The sequence below is a fragment of the Phyllobacterium sp. GQ127 genome (genome assembly GCF_059758635.1).
In genome coordinates, this window is the sequence record NZ_JCAXDZ010000002.1 from 129,273 (window position 1) to 152,926 (window position 23,654).

20 protein-coding genes are annotated in these 23,654 nt (G+C 52.4%); 5 read left to right on the forward strand and 15 right to left on the reverse strand.

Annotated features, from left to right (window positions below):
- Positions 1-119 precede the first annotated feature (119 nt).
- Complete coding sequence (locus AC6CHM_RS08880; RefSeq protein ID WP_498172756.1) at positions 120-1,325, reverse strand: MFS transporter; 1,206 nt, start codon at positions 1,323-1,325, stop codon at positions 120-122.
- A gap of 115 nt (positions 1,326-1,440) precedes the next feature.
- On the opposite strand from AC6CHM_RS08880, the gene AC6CHM_RS08885 reads away from it, so the two are divergent.
- A complete protein-coding gene (locus AC6CHM_RS08885; RefSeq protein WP_115051402.1) occupies positions 1,441-2,055 on the forward strand; it encodes a TetR/AcrR family transcriptional regulator in 615 nt (204 codons plus the stop codon).
- Here AC6CHM_RS08885 and AC6CHM_RS08890 read toward each other — a convergent pair.
- A complete protein-coding gene (locus AC6CHM_RS08890; RefSeq protein WP_498172757.1) occupies positions 2,032-2,358 on the reverse strand; it encodes an ArsR/SmtB family transcription factor in 327 nt (108 codons plus the stop codon). The two genes, AC6CHM_RS08885 and AC6CHM_RS08890, sit on opposite strands and share 24 nt — an antisense overlap.
- On the reverse strand, positions 2,345-2,791 hold the full coding sequence (locus AC6CHM_RS08895) for an SRPBCC family protein (RefSeq protein ID WP_498172759.1): 447 nt from the start codon (positions 2,789-2,791) through the stop codon (positions 2,345-2,347). The genes AC6CHM_RS08890 and AC6CHM_RS08895 overlap by 14 nt, the downstream gene beginning before the upstream one ends.
- Before the next feature lie 134 nt (positions 2,792-2,925).
- On the opposite strand from AC6CHM_RS08895, the gene AC6CHM_RS08900 reads away from it, so the two are divergent.
- Together AC6CHM_RS08900 and AC6CHM_RS08905 are read left to right on the forward strand one after the other, a co-directional pair.
- Positions 2,926-3,144, forward strand: a complete 219-nt coding sequence (locus AC6CHM_RS08900; protein WP_307282415.1) for a hypervirulence associated TUDOR domain-containing protein — start codon at positions 2,926-2,928, stop codon at positions 3,142-3,144.
- Between the two features lie 109 nt (positions 3,145-3,253).
- Entirely contained in the window at positions 3,254-3,667 is a 414-nt protein-coding gene (locus AC6CHM_RS08905) for a pyridoxamine 5'-phosphate oxidase family protein (protein ID WP_498172760.1), read from the forward strand.
- 59 nt (positions 3,668-3,726) lie between these two features.
- Here the strand turns inward: AC6CHM_RS08905 and AC6CHM_RS08910 are convergent, their stop codons facing one another.
- The 4 genes from AC6CHM_RS08910 to dnaA form a co-directional block, all read right to left on the reverse strand.
- The gene (locus AC6CHM_RS08910; RefSeq protein WP_498172761.1) at positions 3,727-5,388 is read right to left on the reverse strand and encodes an L-lactate permease; all 1,662 of its coding nucleotides are present in this window, start codon (positions 5,386-5,388) and stop codon (positions 3,727-3,729) included.
- Between the two features lie 158 nt (positions 5,389-5,546).
- Positions 5,547-6,710, reverse strand: a complete 1,164-nt coding sequence (recF, locus tag AC6CHM_RS08915) for a DNA replication/repair protein RecF (RefSeq protein WP_336440669.1) — start codon at positions 6,708-6,710, stop codon at positions 5,547-5,549.
- A 17-nt stretch (positions 6,711-6,727) separates the two neighbouring features.
- A complete protein-coding gene (gene dnaN, locus AC6CHM_RS08920) occupies positions 6,728-7,846 on the reverse strand; it encodes a DNA polymerase III subunit beta (protein WP_115051396.1) in 1,119 nt (372 codons plus the stop codon).
- Positions 7,847-8,013: 167 nt separating this feature from the next.
- Entirely contained in the window at positions 8,014-9,594 is a 1,581-nt protein-coding gene (gene dnaA / locus AC6CHM_RS08925) for a chromosomal replication initiator protein DnaA (protein WP_115051395.1), read from the reverse strand.
- Between the two features lie 119 nt (positions 9,595-9,713).
- Here dnaA and AC6CHM_RS08930 point away from each other — a divergent pair, with 119 nt between their 5' ends.
- The gene (locus AC6CHM_RS08930; protein ID WP_498172764.1) at positions 9,714-10,229 is read left to right on the forward strand and encodes a hypothetical protein; all 516 of its coding nucleotides are present in this window, start codon (positions 9,714-9,716) and stop codon (positions 10,227-10,229) included.
- 210 nt (positions 10,230-10,439) lie between these two features.
- On the opposite strand, the gene rpsT is transcribed toward AC6CHM_RS08930, so the two are convergent.
- The 4 genes from rpsT to AC6CHM_RS08950 form a co-directional block, all read right to left on the reverse strand.
- The gene (rpsT, locus tag AC6CHM_RS08935; RefSeq protein ID WP_008122492.1) at positions 10,440-10,706 is read right to left on the reverse strand and encodes a 30S ribosomal protein S20; all 267 of its coding nucleotides are present in this window, start codon (positions 10,704-10,706) and stop codon (positions 10,440-10,442) included.
- A gap of 219 nt (positions 10,707-10,925) precedes the next feature.
- The gene (locus AC6CHM_RS08940) at positions 10,926-11,699 is read right to left on the reverse strand and encodes an enoyl-CoA hydratase (RefSeq protein ID WP_115051393.1); all 774 of its coding nucleotides are present in this window, start codon (positions 11,697-11,699) and stop codon (positions 10,926-10,928) included.
- Between the two features lie 11 nt (positions 11,700-11,710).
- On the reverse strand, positions 11,711-12,604 hold the full coding sequence (mutM, locus tag AC6CHM_RS08945; protein WP_498172766.1) for a bifunctional DNA-formamidopyrimidine glycosylase/DNA-(apurinic or apyrimidinic site) lyase: 894 nt from the start codon (positions 12,602-12,604) through the stop codon (positions 11,711-11,713).
- Positions 12,597-13,826 carry a phosphopentomutase gene (locus AC6CHM_RS08950; RefSeq protein ID WP_307282425.1) on the reverse strand — a complete coding sequence of 410 codons (1,230 nt, stop codon included), beginning with the start codon at positions 13,824-13,826 and terminating at the stop codon, positions 12,597-12,599. Before AC6CHM_RS08950 ends, mutM begins: the two co-directional genes overlap by 8 nt.
- A 1,172-nt stretch (positions 13,827-14,998) precedes the next feature.
- Here AC6CHM_RS08950 and AC6CHM_RS08955 point away from each other — a divergent pair.
- Positions 14,999-19,975, forward strand: a complete 4,977-nt coding sequence (locus tag AC6CHM_RS08955) for an autotransporter domain-containing protein (RefSeq protein WP_498172768.1) — start codon at positions 14,999-15,001, stop codon at positions 19,973-19,975.
- 89 nt (positions 19,976-20,064) lie between these two features.
- Here AC6CHM_RS08955 and AC6CHM_RS08960 read toward each other — a convergent pair whose 3' ends face one another.
- The 4 genes from AC6CHM_RS08960 to AC6CHM_RS08975 all read right to left on the reverse strand — a co-directional run bounded on the left by AC6CHM_RS08960 (position 20,065) and on the right by AC6CHM_RS08975 (position 23,589).
- Complete coding sequence (locus tag AC6CHM_RS08960; protein ID WP_498172769.1) at positions 20,065-20,667, reverse strand: response regulator transcription factor; 603 nt, start codon at positions 20,665-20,667, stop codon at positions 20,065-20,067.
- The gene (locus tag AC6CHM_RS08965) at positions 20,664-21,707 is read right to left on the reverse strand and encodes a sensor histidine kinase (protein WP_498172770.1); all 1,044 of its coding nucleotides are present in this window, start codon (positions 21,705-21,707) and stop codon (positions 20,664-20,666) included. Before AC6CHM_RS08965 ends, AC6CHM_RS08960 begins: the two co-directional genes overlap by 4 nt.
- Positions 21,708-22,436: 729 nt before the next feature.
- Entirely contained in the window at positions 22,437-23,030 is a 594-nt protein-coding gene (locus AC6CHM_RS08970; protein ID WP_162802385.1) for a TadE/TadG family type IV pilus assembly protein, read from the reverse strand.
- A gap of 13 nt (positions 23,031-23,043) precedes the next feature.
- Complete coding sequence (locus AC6CHM_RS08975; RefSeq protein ID WP_307282434.1) at positions 23,044-23,589, reverse strand: TadE/TadG family type IV pilus assembly protein; 546 nt, start codon at positions 23,587-23,589, stop codon at positions 23,044-23,046.
- Positions 23,590-23,654 lie beyond the last annotated feature (65 nt).

Below are 23,654 nucleotides of genomic sequence, written 5' to 3' on the forward strand. Positions count from 1 at the left end.
GCGGAAGTTAGGTAATACTTTAGGTGTAGACAAGCCATTTTATTGAAGAATTGTAGATTAACTTAATAAAACCGGCAGAGGTGCGAACATCTCTGCCGGTTTCTTTGTGATGCTGGCAGTTAAACAGCTGTTTTGAGCTGTACCTGCGGCTTGGGGCCGTATCTGAGGCAGAAGGCAAAGGCGGCGACGAATGCAAGCACGCCAGCGCCTACCGAAACATAGAAACCGCGGCTTGCGCCATATTCGTCAATTACCCAGCCTGAAAGGGAAGAGCCTAGCGCCATGCCGATCATGACGCCCGTCATTGCCCATGTGATGCCTTCGGTCAGTTTCGCCGCTGGAACGATACGCTCGATCAGGCCCATGGAGATGATAATGGTTGGGGATACCGCAGCGCCTGCCAGAAAAAGAGCAATAGAGAGGCCGCCAATGCCCTCGACGATGAGCAGGGGCAGCGTCGTCAGCATGGCAAGGCCGATTGCCAGCAGGAACTGTTTTGCCAAAGGCATCTGGAGCTTTAGAGCACCAAAGACGAGGCCAACAATGAGCGAACCTGCGGCGTAGCTCGCAAGCGTAATACCGGCGGCGGCCTTCTGGCCCTGCCCTTCGGCAAAGGCGATGGCGGTGACTTCGGCCGTACCGAACAGCGCTCCGATAGCTGCCAGTGTGACAGCGATAATTTGCAGCGATGGCAGGCGGATTACCGAGGCGTTGTCTGTGCGGTCCTGCGGATGGATGGCGGGTTCAGTGGATTTCTGTGCAACGAACAGTGCACTCCCGACAGCGAGAAGCAAAGTTGCGGCAAGAGGCCCAGCTTGCGGGAAAAGAGCAACACTGAAGCCGATGGCGATGATCGGGCCAACCATATAGATCACCTCGTCAACGACCGACTCAAAGGCAAAGGCTGTGCGCAACTTTGGTGTATCGCGATAAATTTCCGTCCAGCGTGCACGAACGAGTGCCGTCATGCTGGGCATGAAGCCGGCGAGCATGGCGAACAGGAACAATGTCCAGTCGGGGGTGCGATAGTGAGCGGCCAGCATAAGTCCGGCGAGCGCAGCGATTGTGATAAGGGACGAAATCGGCAGAACGCGGCTTTGACCGAAACGGTCCATAAGACGCGATACCTGCGGCGCAATGAGCGCATTGGACAATGCGAATGTCGCGGAGACTGCGCCGGCAAGCCAATAGGTGCCGTGAGTCTGCGATAGCATGGTGACAATGCCGAGCGTTACCATGCCGAGTGGCAGGCGGGCGATGAACCCAGATGCCGAGAAAGCGACGCTTCCCGGCGCAGCGAAAATTTCTTTATATGGATTTGCCATGAAAGACATCCTTTGTTGAACAGCCGCCATTTACATACGCGGCGTATATAAATGAAATAGTTGCATACGCCGCGTATGTCAACTAATATACGTTGCGTATGTGAAAGGAAATTTGATGGCCCATAAGCCCCGCAGTGAAATGATCGTCGAAACCCGAGCAAAACTATTGGCTTCTGCCCGGCACGCCTTTGGTACAGTGGGCTATGCGGACGCATCAATGGACGATTTCACCTCTTCGGCGGGGCTTACCCGCGGGGCGCTCTATCACCATTTTGGAGACAAAAAGGGATTGCTCGAAGCTGTTATCAAACAGATCGATGCGGAGATGAATGACCGCTTGATCAAGGTCAATGAGAAAGCAACCAACCGCTGGCAGGGCTATGTCGATGAATGCGTGGCCTATGTCGAAATGGCGATCGAGCCGGAAATACAGCGTATTGTATTGTTGGATGGGCCTGCCGTTCTGGGCGACCCGGCAAACTGGCCAACGACAAATAGCTGTATTCGCTCCATGACCGACAGCCTGACGCAACTTCGTGATGAAGGGGCGATAAGGGATGTCGAGCCGGAAGCAATGGCCCGCATTCTCAATGGAGCGCTAACCCACGCTTCGCTTTGGGTCGCGAATTCCACAGAGCCGGAAGCCACGTTGCGCAAGGCAGTCAAGGCCATCCGGCAGTTGCTGGATGGATTATTGCCAAAACCCTCAGCGCTCGACAAACACTCTTAAGCGTTCCAAAGCATCATCCCATTGCCGGGAAACGCCATCAAGGTAAGCACGAATATCTTTGATCGGCTCCGGCCGGAACGCAAAATGGCTCTCCCGGCCCACCTTGGTGCTGATCACCAATCCAGCGTCCTCAAGAACCTTGAGATGCTTGGTGACAGCCTGACGGGTAATCTGCGCATCCGAAGAAAGGCCCGCAATTGAACGAGTTTGGCCGTCGCTGAGCTTGGTCAGCAGCGACAGGCGGGTTCGATCACCCAAGGCCGCAAATAAAGGTGCGGGATCGGGATGGCTATCGTTCAACATAGGTCTTGATATTCATTATCTGTTCATCCCAACCGCCGTCATTTGAGCGGAGAGCTTCGTCGCGGCGATAGGCGGGCAGGGCGTCAAATCCGGACTCGGTGACGGTCAACCGCGTTCCCTTATCCGAAGGCTGCAAGCGAAACTCGACCAAGGTCGGTGTCTCATCTGAATAATCCACATCGGGATCAATTGCGTGGGGGTGCCACGTAAAACTGAACAGACGAGGCGCGTCCATAGCTTTCACCGTCGCGTGCCACTTCACATGTTCATAGCCCGGATAGGTAATATGGCCAGTGGAAACTTTACCGGGAACAAAGGGCCCATCAAGCTTGACACGAAACCATTCGCCAAATGCGAGATGATCGGTGAGCGCGCGCCAAACCTTTTCGACAGGCGCATTCAGTTCAATGTTCTTTTCAATTCGGTCAGACATTATGCAACCTCCTGGTTGCATTTAATCTGGCAGATCAAGAAAAGAAATGCAACCAAAAAGTTGCGGTTCTGGTTTGAATAGGCAGATCGGAATTTTCCTGATTAATATGTCTTTAGAGATCGACAGGAAGAACTATGACGAAATTCTATAATGGCAACACGGTTGAATGGAATTGGGGCAATGGTACCGGCAGCGGTAAAATTGTTCATACGTTCACGAGCAAGGTGACGCGGAAAATAAAAGGCGCGGAGGTAACACGCAAAGCTTCCAAGGAAGATCCTGCCTATCTGATCGAACAGGAAAATGGCGACAAGGTTCTCAAAAGCGGGTCGGAACTGAAGCCTGCTGAGTAACAGACAAGGCTCTAAATTGATATGGCAAGTCAACAAACCGAAAATTGGTTTCAAGCTGAACCAAACGACCCTTAGCGCGTTGCCCTTTCACGATAAAAGGGAGAAAACCATGAGCAAGAACATTTCCTATCTGGCAGAGAAGATGCGTGACATCGATATTTGCATGCTGATGACCCATACCAAAAACGGGGCAATTGCAGGACGCCCCATGAGCAATAATCGTGATGTCGAATATGATGGGGATTCCTACTTTTTCACTTGGGATGACTCTCACATGGTTTCAGATATCCAGGGAAATCCCAAGGTGGCTCTGACTTTTCAAGGTGAAAAGGCTTTTTCCATTTCTCTCGAAGGGAAAGCCGAGATCATCAAAGACAAGAAGAAATTTGAGGAACATTGGACACCGGATCTCGATGATTGGTTCAAGGACGGTGTCGATACAAAAGGAATGGCGATGATAAGGGTTAGCGCTGAGCGCGCTCATTATTGGGATGGCATGGAAGAGGGCGAAATAAAAATCTGATGCTTCCAACAAAAGGCGCTGCCGTAAGCAGCGCCTTTTGTTGTGCCATTATCGATCAATCAAGGCGGTGTCACGATCATCCAGGTGAAGACATAGGCCTGTAGCATGACGAGGATGCCAACGAGACAGGCCAGCACAATCGAGTGCTTGAAGACGAAGCGCAGGATTGTTCCTTCATGCCCGTACCAATTGGTCGCCGTGGAGGCGACAACAATGGATTGAGCGTCGATCATCTTGCCCATGACGCCGCCGGATGAATTGGCTGCACCCATGAGGATTGGTGATAGGCCAAGTTGCTCGGAGGTAATTTTCTGCAGATTGCCGAACAGAACATTGGATGCGGTATCGGAGCCTGTGAGCGCCACCCCGAGCCAACCAAGCAACGTGCCGAAGAACGGGTAGAGAACGCCGGTTGTCGCAAAAGCCAGCCCGAGGGTAGCATCTATGCCGGACAGCCGTGTGAGCGTGCCGATTGCCAGCATGGCGGAAATGGTAATGAGTGAATAGGAGCAGAGCTTGAGTGTGCGTCCATAGCTACGGACAAGCTCGCCCGGCGTATAGCCCATGAGAAAGCCGGAAATGATCGCCGCAATCAACATGCCCGAACCCGTATAAGAGAGCCATGTGAAGGCGAATACGGCTTTTTCCGGTGTCGGCGTTGCGGCAATTGGCGCGACCTTCATGATCTGCTCATTAAGACCGGGTACGGGATAGCTCCAGGTGGCCCACGGGTTGACCATGCCTTTGAACCAGTCAGTGCCCCACACCAAAAGCACGGCGCAGACAATGATCCATGGTGTCAAGGAAGCCCAGACTTCCGCTCTCGTAGGCTCTTTCTTTGTCTGTTTGACCGGCGGTACCTGGCTGGCGGAATCATCGCGGATGCGCAAGGCTGTCGATGTCCAGATGACCTTTGGCTGCCAGATGCGCAGGAAGCCAATTAGACAGGCCATCGAAATCAACGAAGCGCCAATATCAACGATCCATGGATTAACATAGTTGGAAATCAGGAATTGCGGGATGGCGAAGGACAGGCCGGTGACCAGAATGGCGGGCCAAACTTCCTTCATACCCCTGTAGCCCGCAAAGGCCCACACCACCCAGAACGGGATAATCACCGAAAAGAATGGCAATTGCCGCCCGACCATCGCGCCGAGCAAAAATGGATCGATTCCCGTCACGCTCGAAAGACCGGCTATCGGGGTACCAAGAGCGCCATAGGCAACAGGAGCGGTATTGGCGATCAACGATAGACCGGATGCCGCGAGCGGCGAGAAACCTAGGCCGATGAGAATGGCCGCCGTGACAGCGACCGGCGTGCCGAAGCCGGATGCGCCTTCAAAAAAGGCCCCGAACGAAAAGGCGATAAGCAGGATTTGCAGGCGCCTGTCGCGCGTCACGCCGCCAATCGTGTTCTGTAAGGTCTCGAAGACACCTTTCTCAACCGTTAGCCGGTAGAGAAAAATGACATTGAGAACGATCCAGCCGATCGGGAAAAAGCCCGTGATGACCCCCAAAAGCGAAGCGCGCAGGGACAGATCAGCAGGCATGGTGAAAATATAGATCGCAACCAGATTGGCAGCGATAAGCGCAATAATCGCGGCCAGATGCACTTTGACCTTGTTTGACGCTATCAGCGCAAGCAGAATGACGACAGGTATAGCTGCGGCAAGCGTCGACAGAACAGCATTGTTGAAGGGATTGTAAACCTGATTCCACATAATGAATGCTCTCCCATCATTAATATATGTGTCAGATTCGCTTAGTAGTTACGCGATCAGGAGATATTGCAAGCGCAACTTGTAAGTCATGGGATGTAGAGGGCATTAATCCACTTGATATTGCACCATGGGCTGCAAATGATGTGGTGTAACGCTATTTAGACGCCAGTTACCTCGCCATGCGACACATCGAAAAACTGCGCACGTCCTTCAAGGCTTTTAAACAGTGCTTGGTCCGTGCCAGTCATGAAAGCCTGACCGCCCAGCTCTTCGATAATGTCAAAGAGCGCCGCCCGGCGCCCTTCATCCAGATGGGCCGCAATTTCATCAAGCAGCAGGATCGGAGCCATCCCTGCAAGTTCGCCAGTGAGGCGAGCATGGGAAAGGATCAATCCTATCAGCAGTGCTTTTTGTTCACCGGTAGAGCAAAGTTCCGCAGGCATGGATTTGGGCCGATGGCGCACGAGCAGGTCGGACCGATGCGGTCCGTCAAGCGTGCGCCCCGCTGCCCGGTCACGCGAGCGGCCATCATGCAGCGCGCGGCGGAATGTTTCTTCCACATCCGTCGCGGACTCTATGCCAATGCGCTGTTCCAGCTCGCCCTCAAGCAGGCAGTCAGCCTTGGGGAAGGGGGTGTCGTCAGGCATTCGCTCTATCATGCCATTGATGAGGCGCATCAATTCCGCACGCGCCGCAGCAATAGCGATGCCAAGTTCAGCCATGGGCGTCTCGATCGCATCAAGCCATGAAGCGTTGGCACGCTCCTCTGTAAGCAGGCGGTTACGGCTTCGCATCGACTTTTCATAGTCTAGAACACGCTTGCCGTGGGCCGGATCGATGGCAAGGACCATGCGATCCAGAAAACGCCGCCTGTCACCGGCAGGGCCGGTAAACAACCCATCCATGGCGGGGACGAGCCAGAGAATGCGTGAATAGTCGAGAAGATCGTCTGCGCTGGTGGCCGTTACGCCATTAACGCGGACGCGGCGGGCCGTATCGCCTGGTGCATTTCCGGCCAAGCCTGTTCCAACATCGACCGTACCTTCGGCTGTGTCGATAGACGCATGAATGGCAAAGCCGTCAGTTGCACTATTGCGGGTAACATCAGTGTAGGTCGCGCGGCGCAGACCCCGACCTGGAGACAGAAACGAAACAGCTTCAAGCAAATTGGTCTTGCCTGCACCATTTTCGCCCGTCAACACCACATGCGAAGGCGCCAGCCGTAAGGACAAGCTTTCATAATTGCGGAAATTGCTGAGCTTCAGCCTGCTGATCGAAACGCGGGCTGGCTTGCCCGCGTCCATAGGGGGATCATCGGCCATGAGACTGCAAGGTGCAGCTAGACCCGCATCGGCATGAGCACATAAAGCGCATTCTCATCGCCCGTATCACGCACCAATGTTGGTGAGCCGGCATCGGCAAGCATGAAGATCGCTTCGGAGCCCGTCAGCTGGGCCGTGATATCGAGGAGGTATTTGGCATTAAAACCAATCTCGATAGCATCTGAATCATAGTCTGCCGCCAGCTCGTCAGTGGCACTGCCAGAGTCCGGATTATTAACCGTAAGCGTAACCTGACCTTCGGCGATCGTCAGTTTGACGGCGCGACCGCGTTCGCTCGAAATTGTCGAAACGCGGTCAACGGCGGCGGCGAAGCTCTGCCTGTCAATTGTGAGCTTCTTGTCGTTGCCTGATGGAATAACGCGCTGATAATCCGGGAATGTGCCATCGATCAGCTTGGATGTAAGAACAACGGAGCCAATCGTGAAGCGAATTTTGGTTTCCGATAATTCAACCGTCACCACAACATCGGGATCGTCGACGAGTTTTTGCAATTCAGCCACGGTCTTGCGCGGAATGATGATGCCGGGCATGCCCTCACTACCGGCGGGAGCCTCAAGCTCGGCCCGGGCAAGACGGTGTCCGTCCGTTGCAACGGCGCGGAGCTTCAGTGTGCCGTCGCTTTCAATGGTATGGAAATAGATGCCATTGAGATAATAGCGGGTTTCTTCGGTGGATATTGCAAACTGCGTACGGTCGATCAAGCCTTTGATGGCGCTCGACGGCAGCCGGAATGTATGGGTGAAGGTACCTGCTGTAAGCTCAGGGAAATCCGATTGCGGCAGGCACTGGAGACGAAAGCTTGAGCGACCGGACGTCACGGCCATGGAATTGCCATCCGCATTGGTTGCGAGCATGACTTCCGCACCATCGGGCAATTTGCGGACAATATCGTAAAGCAGATGTGCCGGAACGGTGGTGGCGCCCGCCTGCTCGATCTGTGCCGCAGTCGCTTCGGTCACTTCAAGGTCAAGATCAGTTGCTTTCAGAGCCAGGCTGGCCCCGTCGGCATGGAGAAGAACGTTCGACAGGATCGGAATAGTGTTGCGCCGTTCGACCACGCGGTGGACATGGTTGAGCGACTTCAAAAGGTTGGAACGTTCAAGAGTTACACGCATGATAAACCGGTCTCACTGACTTTTGCCAAACAAGTGTCTGGTGGTGGGGAGGCATTCCCCTTAGGTCAAGCAAATTGGCAGAAAACAGACGTAAAAAGCAAGCCTGCGGGGAGCAACACACGTTCTCGCCGCAGGCTTTCTGTTGATAAGCTGTTGAATGGCGCTGCTTATTGCGCCTGATCGTTGATGAGGCGCTTGAGTAGTTCAAGTTCCTGCGACAGTTTTTGATCCTTGCCGACAATATCCTCGATCTTGCGCACGGCATGGAGCACAGTTGTGTGATCCCGTCCGCCGAAACGGCGACCGATCTCGGGAAGCGAGCGTGGTGTGAGCATCTTTGCCAGATACATGGCAATCTGGCGTGGCTTGACGATGGTCCGCGTGCGTCGGTTCGACAGAAGATCCTGCTTGGAAACATTATAGTGACGCGAAACGATGCGCTGAATTTCTTCGATGCGAATACGCTTGGCTTCACCGCCACGCATCAGGTGGCTTAAAAGCTCGTCAACGCGATCAACCGAAAGATTGGGCTCGAAAGTCTGGCGGAACAGAAGCTGATTGAACGCGCCCTCAAGCTCGCGACCACTACCGGTAACGGAACGTGCGACGTGATCAAGAATTTCCGGCGTGATATCCAGCGACTTGTCCTCCGCCTGCGCAGCCACAAGCCGGCGCTGGAGAATTTCAAGGCGCATTGCATAGTCTGGCGAGATCATTTCGAGCGCGACGCCGCCCTGAAGACGCGAACGGACGCGTGGATCAAGCGATTCCAGCTCTGATGGGGGACGGTCGGCCGCAACAACGACCTGCTTGGCGCTGTCGAGCAGCGTATTGATAAGATGGCAGAACTCATGCTGGATCGACTTACCCTGCAGGAACTGCATGTCATCAATGATGAGAAGGTCGATATCGCGCAACTGCTCCTTGAAAGACAGCGCGTTATTGTCGCGAATAGCGGTTGCAAAGCGCCACATGAAATATTCAGCGGTAAGGTAGACAACGCGGGCGCGTTCTGGCCGCTTCAAGGCTTCGGCTGCAATGGCTTGCAGGAGATGGGTCTTGCCGAGGCCAACCGAGGCGTGAATGAACAGCGGATTGAAGCGGACAGCACTGGCGCCGGCATCCGCTATGGTGCGGGCAGCAGCCAAAGCGACACGGTTTGGTGTGCCGTCGACAAAGGTGTCGAATGTATAGCGGGGATCAAGCGGCGAGCCGAAAACAGCATTTTGCGCACGGTCGGTGAAGTGGGCAGGCGTTTTCTTGTCGGAAGCAAGGTTGCCCACCGGGAATACCGGCTTTTCGCGGGCGAAGCTGGACTTGTCAGATCCGGCGCGATCAGCTCCAGAGGCTTCGCTGCGCAATGCACTTTCATCGCAGGATGGGCGGATAGCGGCCCGGCTTGCGCTACGGAAAACGATCTCGACCTTGAGAACCTGTTCGTCTTCTTCGCGCCATAGCGCTGCAATCATGTCCGCGTAGTGATTGTTGATCCACGACCGGAGAAACGCTGTGGGGACAGACAGGCGAACGATGCTCTTTGATGTTTCATCCAGCTTCAGGCGGCCAAACCAGCTCGAATAAACTTCGCTTCCCAGTTTTGCTTTCAGTTTGAGTTTTACACGCTCAAAGATCGCTTCGCCCGGACTGGTGGCTATCTCCATAGCTTTCCCCTCACCCATATGGAGCGGGACTATGGCTGCTTTTGCGCCGTTTTCCATTATTCCGCTGTTCATTGTCATTCGCCTCATCCTGAAAGATATGTATCGGGTCTTTTTGTTTTGCCCGTGGTTTTTGCGTGCCAGCTTTCACCGCACAGTAAATCCGGACGTTCAGCTTTGCGAACGGTCCGTTCATTTTAAGCTAGTTGTTGAAGTTTGAAACGCTGACACGCATTTGGAATGAAGACCCGTATTGCGAATTTTCGATCAATGTCACCGTTCTATCCTTCTCAAGTTTTGAGCGCGACAAGACTCACGCCCGGCTCTCGCCAGCGCCGTCAACGCCCTCGTTTAATGAAATGACTCCAAGTCCGTTGGACCTGAGCACTGACAAAAACTACCCGTTACGCAAACTAGAAATCTGCGTTCACAACCAAAATTTTATAAGCCTGTTAATTGGGTTTTTCCCACCCCGTCGATGTCTGGACCTTACAAAAACCTTTGCGGTCAGGGCAAGGGCGAGTCGCGGGATTTTTAATGAAGCAAGGGTTAACGGAATTGCATTTTTTTTAACTGTTGTCGGGGCAAACGGGAAAAAGCGTTCGGATTCAACGCCTTTTTTAGAGCTCACATTTTGTTGCAGTGCGGAGTCCGACGACCAAAAAAAAATAATAAATATTCGCTTGACAGTAGCTCCAGCCGGAGAATCCGAACCCTCCATTTGATCTATGGAGACTACCTTCGCTAACTTATTGAAAATAAACGATAAAGAGTGGCTGTCGCTTTCTGTCTTACATTGCTTGTGACAAGCATATGACATTGCATGGGCAAGCCGTATTGTTTTCCTCGGGAAACGAATTTATTCCCAAAAAAACGCCAATAAAAAAACCCGGCTAAGGAATAGCCGGGTTTTCATATGTAAATTTAGAATGGTTTTAAGCAGTCATGCCCTTCAGGCGCGATGACAAGCGCGATACCTTGCGCGAAGCGGTGTTCTTGTGGAAGACACCCTTCGATGCAGCGCGCATTACTTCTGGTTCCACTGCCTTGAAGGCAAGAGCAGCAGCTGCCTGATCGCCACTTGCTACCGCATCTTCGAACTTGCGAAGGAATGTACGCACGCGCGAACGGCGGGACTTGTTTACTTCGGTGCGGGCTTCGATCTTACGCGCCGCTTTCTTGGCCGAAGGAGTGTTGGCCATGATGCCTCTCTTTTCTGTCAGCTAATCGACAGCTTCAGGCTGTCGTCACAAAATAATAGGGCGGCCAAGGGCCACCGAACGTTGACGGGCTTATAGATGAGGTTTGCTTATGCGTCAACTTGGAATCTGTGGAGAGTTCCCGCAAATTCGCAAGGTCGGCATCGACAGGCTGATCGGAGGGCAAAAAGGGCACTGGATCCGCCTGTCGAGCAATAGTTTTTACCTGTCCTTGAAGTTGGCGGCGCGTTTTTCGGCAAAAGCGGCCATGCCTTCTTTCTGGTCTTCCAGTGCAAACATGGAATGGAACACGCGCCGCTCAAAACGCAGACCTTCAGTCAGCGTCGTCTCATAAGCCCGGTTCACCGTCTCCTTTGTCATCATGACGACAGGCAGGGAGAAGGACGCGATCTTTTGGGCGGCCTTCAGCGCTTCCTCAACAAGTTCATTTGCTGGAACCACGCGGGAAACCAGCCCGCTGCGTTCTGCTTCATTCGCATCCATCATTCGGCCTGTCAGGCACATGTCCATGGCTTTGGATTTGCCAACAAAGCGAGTGAGCCGCTGTGAGCCGCCCATGCCGGGCATCACGCCGAGGGTAATCTCCGGCTGCCCGAACTTGGCCGTATCAGCAGCAATGATGAAATCGCACATCATGGCGAGTTCACAGCCGCCGCCCAGCGCATATCCGGCCACAGCTGCGATCATGGGTTTGCGGATAGCGGTAACGCGCTCCCAGCCGCTGAAATAGTCACCCGTATAGGCATCGGCAAACTGCAACGTTTGCATTTCCTTGATATCGGCGCCAGCAGCAAAGGCTTTTTCAGAGCCCGTAATCACGATTGCGCCTATTCGTGCGTTGGACTCAAAGAGTTCGAGCGCCGTTGTCAATTCGGCCAGCAAAGCGGAGTTCAACGCATTGAGCGCTTTGGGCCGGTTGAGCTGAATAAAACCAACCTTCTCCCGCGTCTCGACGATGATGTTCTCATAGGCCATGAATAAATCTCCTAATGCTGGCAGACAGGACAATAAAATGTTGAACGGCCGCTTTGGACAATGCGCGATATCGTGCCACCGCAGCCATTGCGGGGGCAAGGGGAACCTTCGCGATCATAGACAGAAAACGAGTGCTGGAAATATCCAAGCTCGCCATTGGTCTGTGCATAGTCTTTAAGACTGGAACCGCCTGCCTTGATCGCATCGGCGATAACAGCCCGGACCGATGTCGCGAGCCGATCGGACATGGGCGTCGCTTCGCCGTCCTTGCCCACAATACTGCCAGCCATGCGCACCGGAGAAAGCTCTGCACGCCACAATGCTTCACAGACATATATGTTGCCAAGTCCGGCAATGAGCTTCTGGTCAAGCAATGCTGCTTTCAAGGGCGCAGACTTGCCTGCAAAAAGCCTGGCGATCAGTGAGCCATCCAGGCGATTTCCCGTGGGCTCTGTTCCAAGGTCTTTTATAAGAGGGTGGGTATTGAGTTGGTCCGGCTCGGCAAAAAGCATGAATCCGAACCGCCGTGGATCATTATAGACGACACGGCGGTTAATACCGTCGACTCCTGCCAGATGCAGGATCACATGATCATGAGCGGAAAGTTTCGAGCGCTCGTGATGGAAGCTGCCGGGAATATCGCTGCCATCTTCCTGTTCGATACGGTAGGAGCCAGACATTCCAAGATGGCTTATGAGGCCAAGGCCATTATCGAGATGAAATATGAGATATTTTGCCCTCCGCTCCAGCGAAGAGATTCGGTGGCCGGTCAGTCGTTCTGCAAACTTTTCCGGAAAGGGGAAACGCAGATCAGGACGCCGCTGCTCCACCTGGCGAATGGTTGCGCCCTCCATTGAGGGTTGCAAGCCGCGCTTTACAGTTTCTACTTCGGGTAATTCAGGCATCGGTGCCCTTCAAAAAGCTTTTACCATGCTTGCCAGCGGCAATATTCAGATGGGCGGCAATCGTCTCGCCAATATCTGCGAAGCTGAGGCGAAGCCCCAATGAGGCATGGGGCAGGCCAGTCCCTGCGCACAGAACCGGAACCCGCTCACGCGTATGATCGGTTCCCTTATAGGTTGGATCACAGCCATGATCAGCCGTCAGGATCATGAGGTCGCCGGGTTTCAGCTTGGCAAGGGCTTCAGGAAGACGACGATCAAACGCCTCAAGCGCGGCCGCATAGCCCGCAACATCACGGCGATGGCCATACAGCATATCGAAATCGACAAAATTGGTGAAAACCAAGTCGCCATCCTTTGCTTCATCCATTGCTTTCAACGTCTCGTCGAACAGCGCCATATTGCCATTCGCCTTGCGCACATGGCTTACCCCGCGATGGGCATAGATGTCGCCAATCTTGCCGATAGCAAAGACAGTGCGCCCAGCCTCGGTGAGCCTGTCCAAAAGCGTCGGTTCCGGCGGTGGAACGGAGTAGTCACGGCGATTGCCAGTCCGCTCAAATGTGCTTTTGCTTTCCCCCAGAAAGGGTCGCGCTATGACGCGTCCGATATTGAGCGGGTCAACTAGCTCGCGCACGATCTGGCAAAGGTCATAAAGCCGTTGCAGTCCGAAATGTGTTTCGTGAGCGGCGATCTGGATCACGCTATCGGTGGATGTATAGAAGATGGGCTTGCCGGTCCGAATGTGTTCCTCGCCGAACTCATCTATAATATCCGTGCCGGATGCATGTTTGTCTCCAAGAATTCCGGGCAGGCTGGCACGCTGTACAGCCGCGCTGACAAGGCTTGCCGGAAAGGCGGGTATCGTTTGCGGAAAATAACCCCAGTTGAAAGTCACCGGCACACCAGCAATTTCCCAATGGCCGGACGGCGTGTCCTTGCCGTTGGAGACTTCCTGCGCTGCACCCCATAGGCCGGTAAGTTCTAGAGGCTGGGGTGGTAATTGAAAGCCGGAAGCCAGGTGGGCGGCGTGGGCCAGCCCGAGCGCACTGAGGTTAGGCAATGAAAGCGGGCCCGAGCGAAGTCCGGCTTTGTCGCCTCGTCCCGCCTCGCAAGCTTCAGCAATATGGCCATAGGTATTGGAACCCTCGTCGCCAAAGGCTGCGGCATCCGGCGCGCCACCAATGCCAAAACTATCCAGTACAAAAAGAAAAGCGCGAGACATGGCCCACTCCACGAAAGTTTGAGCAGATCTTGTTTTGCTCCAAAAACCACAGATAGGTGAAACGGCGCCCAAAGACAAATTGTGGATACATCATGCCTTTGAGTATGGATTTTTCAGGATCCGGGCAGACGTGCCAAGGCTCCTCGGCGTCGATAATTTTCTCGGATCAGCGATGTGCGGGGGGTCTGGATAAAATTACTAATTGCGCCCTGAGGTACGGTCGACAATCATGCAAGTGGAATGCAACCCTAACGCTATTTCGCCCTTGAAATACTCTTTACAGACTATCTCAGGTTGATCTGATCAAGCGAGATCGGACGAATGGGTTCAAGGGCAATCTTTAGAAGTTTCAGTTTGAATTAATATGCTTGCGCATTTACTGAAACTTGGTGGCGCTAAATACCGGTAAAACTACTGAGCATTCTGAAGAATAGCGGTTGCCGTTGTCAGGAAAAAATGGATTTGCGGAAGTAAATTTCGATTTTGGCATAGGATAGATTCTCGGAAGTTTATTTCTAATGTATACTTAACACGGTTCAAATTATTAAGTATTAAAAGTGCAATAATAAGTTGGAAATGATAAAAATTTAACAATTTGTCACAAGTATAGTAAAAACTTGTCACGAAATCCCAGATAAAATTCTATTAAAACTTGATGATTTTCATAAAATAGGTATCCGTACGGATAGAGTTGATGGTGAGGGCGGTATATATTTGTGGGGTATGTAAATATACAGACGTTGCTTTACTCAGTGCTCACGCTTCAGACAATTCATTCGCCTATAATGCAGATCAAAATAGAATCCTGATTTTCGCAAATCCGATGCCAAGTGAAAGATAGGTTGCGTTTTCTGCCCGGAAGGGTCTTGGCCAAGCTGAAGCATCGGCTTGAAAAGTGGAATTCCGGTTTTCGGATGATCTGATGCTAAGACAAAAGGAAAGGTTGCCATCTTGCGTCCGTGAGGAGGCCCGGCGATCTAGAGTTTTTGACAGGAGATAAGTGCAGTTCCAACAAACGTGAAGTGTTAGTTGGAATTTGTAAAAGCAAAGAATTGGAGCATTTGCTTGGCTCCATCTTCGCTGGAAACACTTGCAGATAGCCGTTGCTATGGCGCGAGGCGGAATGGAATGGGTGAAGGCGATGCGGACTGTCCCCTTTGAAAGAAGGTGCCATGTTAGTTTACTCTTATGCCCCCGCATTTGCGCGACATGATCCCCGCCGCGCTGTTTTCATAAAACCGGCGAAATTGGCTGCGTCGCTCTTGGTGGGCGTTGCATATATTTTCGTCGATTCCCAAAGCACCTGGGCACAGTGGGTTACGGCCGACGGTGTGGAGAAAAGCGTAAGCGGAACCATTGATACGGGATTTTGGTTGGGCGGCGCATCGGGCTATGCCTTGGCAGCCCGGAACAATGGGAAAATCTCAAGCAACGGCCCTCTTAGACTCGTAACAAGCGGCTTGTATGCAAGGGCTGTCTCTGCCGATGGCGGCGTGATCGACCTTACAGGGGCTGAAATTGAGACGCGGGGTTTCGAGGGTGTAGGCTTACATGCTGAAAACAACGGTATATTGACGATTGCGAATAGTAAAGTAACAACGGGCAACGCTCATACTGCTATCGGTTGGACGGGAGGTAAACTCACTGTTACGGGTGGCTCACTAGTCAGCAATGGAAGCAGGTCTAGGGCTGTTTGGGCCAATGGCGGAACTGTCGAACTGGATGGAGTGACGGTCACTACATCCCAGGAGGAGGCACATGGTCTGTGTTCGGGGTCGGGCAATAGCAAGCTTACGGCAAAAAATAACACCAAGGTAAATACACTTGGCGAACGTGCAAGGGCTGTCTCTGCCGCTGGCGGCGAGATCGACATTACAGCGGCTGAAATTGAGACAAAGGGGCGCGAATCTCCGGCCCTCTATGCTGCTGAGTCTGGCATATTGAAGGCCACAAATAGCATTGCGACAGCGGTTAATGGTTATGGCGCTTTCAGCGAGTCGGGAGGTAAAGTTAATATTACAGGCGGCTCACTGACCACCAATAGCGATGGGAACTATGGCGCCTTTGCCAAAAGTGGAACTATCGATTTCATATCAAGTGAAGTTCAGACGAAGGGATCTGGCTCTACCGGCCTATATGTTGAATATACTGGAGTATTGACGACTACGAATACCAAAGTGACGGCCGAGAAAGGCCATGCTGCTGCCAGCTATGCGGGAGGTAATCTGCGTGTAACTGGTGGCTCAATGAGCGCCAACGGAGACAATCGTTATGGTGCTTGGGCCAATGGCGGAACGATCGAGCTTGATGGAGCCACGGTCACCACGTTGGGTAAGAGCGCATATGGTCTGAGTTCGGAGGACGACAAGAGCAAGATTACGGCAAAGAATAATACCAAGGTGACAACAAATGGCCACCAGGCATCAGGCGTCTATGTCAAAGGCGGCGTGGTCGATATTACAGCCGCTGAGATTGAAACAATGGGTCCTAATTCTACAGGTCTATATATTGCCAACGGAGAATTGAAGGCCAAGGACACCAAAGTGACAACGACTACAGGTCATGGTGCTGCCAGTGATGGAGGCAAACTCAACATAAGTGGCGGCTCTGTAACTGCCAATGGCGATGAACATCGTGGTGTTTGGGCATTAGGCGGCGCGATCGAGCTTGATGGAGCCACGGTCACCACGTTGGGTAAGAGCGCATATGGTCTGAGTTCGGAGAACGGCAAGAGCAAGATTACGGCAAAAAATAATACCAAGGTGACAACAAATGGCTACCAGGCATCAGGCGCATATGCCTATGGCGGTGTGATCAATATTACAGACTCCGAGATTGAAACAAAGGGTTCCGATTCTACGGGTCTATGTATTATCAACGGAGAATTGAAGGCCAAGGACACCAAAGTGACAACGACTACAGGTCATGGTGCTGCCAGTGATGGAGGCAAGCTCAACATAAGTGGCGGCTCACTGACTGCCAATGGCGAAGGATTTCAAGGCACTTGGGCCAATGGCGGAACGGTGAAACTTGATGGAGTGACGGTTTCGACATCGGGTAAGAAGGCATATGGGCTGCGTTCCGTAAAGGCTGGTACATCACTGACAGCAACGAAAACAATAATAAGCACCAATGGGAATATGGCTCATGCGGTTTCCAGTGAAAATGGAGCAGAACTGCGGCTTGTCGATAGTACTGCTACTTCCCTTGGAACAGAAGCTGTTGGTATTTTTAGCGCGGGCGATGTTTCGACACCTCTTTCAAAGGTTTTCCTTACCAATAGCCGGGTGGAATCAACCTTGAATCCTGGAGCCCACACGAGCGGCGCTCCTTTGGAGATATTTGCGAGCAGTTCTTCCATAATAAAGGGAAAGGAGGCGGCACTTGTTGCAGTTGCCGGGGCGAAACTTAATGTAACCCTTGATGGATCGACGCTGGATGGTACGACATCCTTCGTCGACCCATCGACTCTTAATCTTACCTTGAAAAACAAGTCGCTCTGGTTGGTTCCCGGAGCAAGCTCTTTGTCTTCCCTGGTGACCGATGGGGCAACGCTACATTATGGCAGCCCTGCCAATGTGCGGGTTTTTAATACTGCCACTATAGGCTCTCAAGGAATTGACGTCGATACGAAGGGTTTCAATTCAAGTATCAACGCAGATTTCAGCTCAATTGGCGGCCTGACCAAGTCCGGACCTGGGCAACTAACCCTGCTTGGTCAGAACACATATACCGGCACTACGACGGTGAATGGCGGTGAGCTTTTGATCAATCAGGGCGGAAAAATTGACTCCGCTTCTATTGTCAACAAGGACGCTCTTCTCACTATTGCTGGCACAAGCAAAGATATTGAGGTGGCTGATGGGGGGAGGCTTGCCGTATTGGCAAGCGGCGTCTCCGGCAATCTGCTGCTGAATGGTGGTTCTGTAACGGTAAACGGGAAGGCGGGCAAGGCAACAATTAATGCAAGTGGCATACTTGGCGGCAATGGCAGCATTGATAAGCTGTTCGTGAATAGCGGTGGCATATCGCTGGAAAATTCGACCGACTTATTAAAAGTGAAGGGAGATGCAACCTTCGCCAAGGATAGTATTTTTGGCATCAAGATTGCCCCGGACACAAGCACAGCAAGCAAGGTCGCAATAAGCGGAAAAGCCTATCTTCTAGGCGGCGTTATCATGGTCACGATGGCTGATGATGCCGTAGTGCTTAGTGAAGAACAGATAGTCGATCTGACCGGCAAGAGTTTTGAGATTTTGACGGCAGGCAATGGAATCTCGGATCAGGGCTGTTTTGAGGACGTGATGCCAATGACCTCTGTCAAGGGCAAGGTCGCTTGTAGCGGCAACAAGGTTATTCTCGGTTTTGAACGGATACCGGAGCCCACGCCAAGCAAATCAGAAAATCCGGTGGACTTGGAATTCTCCATCGTTCCACCGATCAAGCCGAAAGTGGACGAAGAGGCCAAGTTGAGGGCGGAGCAAGAAGCCAAGCTGTGGGCCGAGCAAGAGGCCAAGCAGAAGGCTGAGGAAGAGGCCAAGCTGAAAGAGACTGTTGTTTCGCTGGTTGAGACTAAGGAGACTTTTGTCGCGCCGGTTGAGCCGAAGGAGACTGTTGCTCCGCCAGTTGAGACTAAGGAGGCTGTTGTTTCGCCGACCGAGCCAACGGAGACTGTTGCTCCACCGGTCGAGCCAACGGAGACTGTTGCTTCACCGACTGAGCCGAAGGAGGCTATTGCTCCGCCAGTTGAGGCTAAGGAGGCTGTTGTTTCGCCGACCGAGCCGAAGGAGACTATTGCTCCACCCGTTGAGACTAAGGAGACTGTCGCGCCACCGGTCGAGCCGAAGGAGGCAGACACTCCTCCTGCAGCTCCGCAAGTGGCTGCCATTCAGCCAACTGAGGTGGCCGCGACTGCTGATTCGATTGCCGGGAAGAAAGCTGAGCGAGTTGAGATTCAGATTCGTGATTTTGAATTGATTGGCGCAAACAGCGCAAACCAGAAAAGCGTAGGCGGAGCGATCAAGTCGTTGGGCCTTGGCAATGATCTGTTCACGGATCTACTCAGATCATCAAGAAACTCGACCCCCGATTATGATCTGTTGAGTGGTGAAATCCATGCAACACTCGCCGGTGTGCTTATCCAGGACAGCCGTTTCATCTCGAATATAGCCGCGAGCCGATTACGTGACGCCTTTGGAGATAACGCCGCTTTGAAGCAGGCAGTCGTGCAGCCACTCGCCTATGGCACTCAAAGCAAACCGCAAAGTTCGGGCGCAGCATTCAAGGCAATCACGCAGCGTGACGCAGCAATGGATACGAGCCTGGCTGTATGGGGGCAGACCTATGGTTCCTGGGCCAATGCGGCAGAAAATGGCAATGCGGACGGTTACAGTCGCACTGTCAGCGGGATCGTGACCGGCCTTGACGGTGCAGTTTCAGACACATGGCGTTTCGGACTTCTGGCGGGGTATAGCACGACCTCTCTGTCGACGCGCAATGGGGTCGCCTCCGTGAACAGCTATCACATGGGAGCCTATGGTGGCGCGCAGTGGGATGTTGCAGGCAATCCGCTAGGATTACGTTTTGGCGTCAATCTCGGACGTCACGACATCAGCACCGATCGGCAAGCAGAATGGTTTGCAACAGTGGACGGCAACCATGCCATCTATGGAGCGACAACTGTGCAAGGCTTTGGTGAAATTAGCTATGCGATCAACACGTCCTATGGGGTGATTGAGCCCTTTGCAGGGATCAGCCATGTGTATTTGAAGAGTGACGGCTTTTGGGAAGAGGGGGGGCGTACAGCTCTATCCGGGCGGTCAGGAAATTATAATGTTACAACGACAACGCTGGGTCTGAGAGCTTCGCATCACTTCCAGTTAAGCGAGAAGACCACGCTGACCGCTCACGGCATGGTCGGATGGAATCATGCAATGGGAGACGTGACAGTGACGGGGCAGCATGCCTTTGCAGGCGGCGGAAATTTCGCCATCCAAGGCTTGCCGATTGCAAAGGACGCGCTCAATGTTGAAGCTGGAATTGATATCGACATTGGTAAAAGTACCCGTCTTGGCATCAAATATACCGGGCAATTTTCACAACAAAGCCGCGATAATGCGGTCAAGGCAAATTTGTCGCTCAGGTTTTGAGTAGTCTATACAGTCCGAACCCGCCAGGTGGTGAGTTTGGACTGCACTTCGCATCTCGGCCGCCAGCCGGGTGATCGGCAAAACTTGCGCTAGGACTGCCTATCGGCTGTCATGATGATTTGAGCAAATTCGGCGGGAGATCTGGTCCCCAGTTTCTCACAAATATGGACGCGATGCGCATCCACAGTTCGCAGGGAAATATCCAGTGCTACGGAGATTTCCCGCGATCCCCACCCACGGCAAATGAGCCTGACAATCTCATCTTCGCGCGGTGTCAATGTTGCGAGAATTGCGCGTGCTTTTTCCACCTCAACCAGCGCTTCAAGCACTTGATCGGCTTTTTGGAGCGCTTCAAAAAGCAGACCAGAATCGATGGGTTTCGAGAGAAAGTCAATCATGCCGGATTTAAACGCAACCCGACAATGATGCACATCTCCGTGCCCGGTAATCATGATAATGGGCCATCGAAATCCACGCTGCAGGAGTTCGGCTTGCAGCTCCAATCCGGTCAGATGAGGCATCTGCAAATCAAGAATTAAACAGCCGGGTTTTGCACTGGGAATAGAGCGAAGAAAACCAACAGGGTCTTCATATGCCAGGGCTTTTCTGTCATGGGCCTCAAAGAGAATGCACAGCCCATTGCGAACGGCTGCATCATCATCGACCAAATAAACAGGATAATGCTTCGTCATGCGGCAGCCGGATCAGCACCAGCATCGGTCAAGCCGACCAGCTTCGGCAGAGCTATTGTAAAAACCGCGCCATCTGCACTTGCTGCGTGAAGGGTGCCTCCCACCCGCTCGAGCAATTTCGAGCAAAGGGACAAACCAAGGCCCATGCCATTTGTCTTCGTGGTGAAGAAAGGCTCGAATATTTTTGAAAGGACATGCTCCTTTATTCCGGGTCCATTGTCAGAGATACGGATGATATTCATCGGACCCACCATGTCTGTTTTTATTATGATTTTTTTCGCGAGCTGAGTTGTGGTTCCCAATGCATCCGTCGCGTTACGAATGAGGTTATGAATCACCTGCTCAAGCTCTATGGCACTGAAATTCGACCGGGGGGACGGTTGCAACAGCTGCAATTCAAGTACCACGTTTTGTTTATCCAGTTCACCCTGCAAGAGGTTGACGGTGTTGCTGACGACAATATTGAGGTCTAGCTCTTCATAAATAACGGGCTTTTTTACAATGTAATCTCTGATGCGATCCATGATCTCACCGGCTCGCTTGGCTTCAATAATATTGGCGCTCAAAGCCCGATTTAATAAATCATCGGTGATCTGAAGCTTTTCCATAATCATGATGCCGGCCTGGCTTTGGCTCAGGAGCGCCGAAAGTGGTTGTGTCAGCTCATGGATTATGCCGGACGCCAATTCGCCCACCTGATTGACCCGTGCGGCGTGACTGAGACGATTTTCGTGTTCGAGCATTGCCGAGCGTTTGATTGCTTTTTCCTCAGCTTGCTTTGATTGCCGGGAAACCAAGGTCTGATACCGCCCATAAGAGACGCCTAAAATGGTGGCCAGCGACAATAAGGCGAAGCGTATCACTTCGGGCAAAGTGACCAATTCACCAAACTCAATGGGGCGATGTACATGGATCTTGAAACGATAGCCGGACCGATCCCAATCAAGATCCGCATATAGAGCATTCTTGAGAATGGATGAAATATCCTTCTCATGATCGTGGCGTCCATTGTCATGGTCTGTGCTGCCAAAAACAAGCACGTCATTCAGGGTGAGATTAATTTCCGGAGGATATGATGCCGGGGGCAAATCGAAAAGTTTTGTTGAGTCGATTAGCAAAACCACTGCAATGAGGCCTTGCCGGTTATTCGAAACCATCGTCGAAAGATAATGATTGGGGATTGCCGGCGCATCATAGACGCGCACTTCGTTTGTCTCTTGTCTGGGCAAGGCATTCAAAACCGACATCGGAAATGCCGGGCTTTTGCTGGGAGCCTCATAGAGCAATTCAGGCTTTGCACTATAGGAACGGGAATCGAACCGGTAGATTTTGACGCTTTGAATTCTTGGGTAATTTTTGAAGACGTTTGACGTGAGCCGTTGGAAAATCTTGTCGGACGTGCCTCTCGTCAAAGCTTTGAGCGATCCCATGATCGCTTCATGATGGGCTAATCGATTGGAAACCAATTCCGCGATCTTTTGGTTTTGCTCAAGGAACTCGTCCGATATGGAGCTCCAGGCAATAAATCCCGATATAAGAATGTTGCCGATTTGAGCAGCAATCCACACTGTTAATACAAGAATTAGAAAACGTCTGGGGTTCATGAAATCTCATAAAGCAAAATCAAAACGTCATTAAAAAAATCTACAATAACAAGTCTCGCGCCAGATAACAGCGCCGAGCGGTTGAAATGCTGGTGCCGCACCGCTGAATTTCTGAGTTTCAGGCGATCGCGAATAAAATGAGGGTTTCCCGCAAGCTGGATAAGATCAGCAATCCGAGCATGTGGTTGACGATTGACCGATTCTGACGCGTCCGAACGATTGATCGGAAAGCCCAATACCGACAGCGGCACTGCCATCTGCCTTTTCGACCGCACCAGTTATGGTCCATGCGATCATGGGGACATAGGCGATGCTCATATCCACCCGTATCACGGATGTTTTCTTGATAAGCAGATTGGAATCGAGCGTAACCACTGTTCCCTTGGTAAAGGGCCGCGTCTCAATTCCGTTTACTTTTCGACGCGACCACTCGACGGTGGCTACACCTGCGTCAGAAACATTGATGGAGGTAACGGTTATCTTTGGCGTATCGCGTGTATAGGGTAGCAGCGTGGCTGTCCCGATATTCATGATATCGCTAATTTTCGCCTTGGTGATCGTGCCTTTTTCCTGAGTAAGCAAAGCAGACATCATCGTTGCTGCACGATTTAATTTGCGGTCGACATCCACGCCTGTGATTGTCTCCACGCTGCCCATGTACATCAGGATTAGTACGGGGGCGATGAGCGCAAATTCCATCGCCGCAACACCGCGCTGGTCAATACAAAACCGCTTGCCGGAGCGAAAGAGGCGTCCCATGGCCGAACTCATTTTATAAATAGGATTCATTTCGCCACGTCGCACTTGAGAAAAGGAGAATACGTGTTGTTCCAGTGATCCGCCGTGTCAGGAAATCCGTCACGACGGGATAACGGTAAAACACCCGCAAATGATTGATCGTACCGGCCCCGCCCGGCGTGCTGACAAACCCCGTACTGTTCACGTCACCAGTTGATGTTATGGGCAAGGTTTTGGGTATGGCTGCAAAGTTTGCATAGGACCGAAGATCAACCACCAGATTTGGGCAATCTTTTTCGGGCATGAGCAATCCAGCGCAAATCTTCGCCTTGAGGGAAGTCATCGTCAGGTCGGCAGGACGCAATTGCCCGGTGAGAACTTGGCGAGCCACAATATCGGTAGAATTGGCCATGGCCTGTTGCGCGGTAAAGCCGACGCCCACTTCCATAATCGAAAAGATCATGAAGAAGAACGGCAACGCGATCATTCCAAATTCAATTGCAACGGTGCCGCGCCGGTTGCCCCAAAACCGCGTCAGTAAACCCTGCCTATGGGGTGTTTTTCTTTTTATGGGCGACATGCATTTCCCCGCATTTTATTTCGGGGGAGAATTAACATGCCAATCGTTAGAAACCGGTTCCGGGA

Coding starts and splice junctions, on each gene's coding strand:
- AC6CHM_RS08880 (WP_498172756.1), bottom strand. CDS start 1,325: ATGGCAAATCCATATAAAGAAATTTTCGCTGCGCCGGGAAGCGTCGCT.
- AC6CHM_RS08885 (WP_115051402.1), top strand. CDS start 1,441: ATGGCCCATAAGCCCCGCAGTGAAATGATCGTCGAAACCCGAGCAAAA.
- AC6CHM_RS08890 (WP_498172757.1), bottom strand. CDS start 2,358: ATGTTGAACGATAGCCATCCCGATCCCGCACCTTTATTTGCGGCCTTG.
- AC6CHM_RS08895 (WP_498172759.1), bottom strand. CDS start 2,791: ATGTCTGACCGAATTGAAAAGAACATTGAACTGAATGCGCCTGTCGAA.
- AC6CHM_RS08900 (WP_307282415.1), top strand. CDS start 2,926: ATGACGAAATTCTATAATGGCAACACGGTTGAATGGAATTGGGGCAAT.
- AC6CHM_RS08905 (WP_498172760.1), top strand. CDS start 3,254: ATGAGCAAGAACATTTCCTATCTGGCAGAGAAGATGCGTGACATCGAT.
- AC6CHM_RS08910 (WP_498172761.1), bottom strand. CDS start 5,388: ATGTGGAATCAGGTTTACAATCCCTTCAACAATGCTGTTCTGTCGACG.
- recF (WP_336440669.1), bottom strand. CDS start 6,710: ATGGCCGATGATCCCCCTATGGACGCGGGCAAGCCAGCCCGCGTTTCG.
- dnaN (WP_115051396.1), bottom strand. CDS start 7,846: ATGCGTGTAACTCTTGAACGTTCCAACCTTTTGAAGTCGCTCAACCAT.
- dnaA (WP_115051395.1), bottom strand. CDS start 9,594: ATGAGGCGAATGACAATGAACAGCGGAATAATGGAAAACGGCGCAAAA.
- rpsT (WP_008122492.1), bottom strand. CDS start 10,706: ATGGCCAACACTCCTTCGGCCAAGAAAGCGGCGCGTAAGATCGAAGCC.
- AC6CHM_RS08940 (WP_115051393.1), bottom strand. CDS start 11,699: ATGGCCTATGAGAACATCATCGTCGAGACGCGGGAGAAGGTTGGTTTT.
- mutM (WP_498172766.1), bottom strand. CDS start 12,604: ATGCCTGAATTACCCGAAGTAGAAACTGTAAAGCGCGGCTTGCAACCC.
- AC6CHM_RS08950 (WP_307282425.1), bottom strand. CDS start 13,826: ATGTCTCGCGCTTTTCTTTTTGTACTGGATAGTTTTGGCATTGGTGGC.
- AC6CHM_RS08955 (WP_498172768.1), top strand. CDS start 14,999: ATGTTAGTTTACTCTTATGCCCCCGCATTTGCGCGACATGATCCCCGC.
- AC6CHM_RS08960 (WP_498172769.1), bottom strand. CDS start 20,667: ATGACGAAGCATTATCCTGTTTATTTGGTCGATGATGATGCAGCCGTT.
- AC6CHM_RS08970 (WP_162802385.1), bottom strand. CDS start 23,030: ATGGGACGCCTCTTTCGCTCCGGCAAGCGGTTTTGTATTGACCAGCGC.
- AC6CHM_RS08975 (WP_307282434.1), bottom strand. CDS start 23,589: ATGTCGCCCATAAAAAGAAAAACACCCCATAGGCAGGGTTTACTGACG.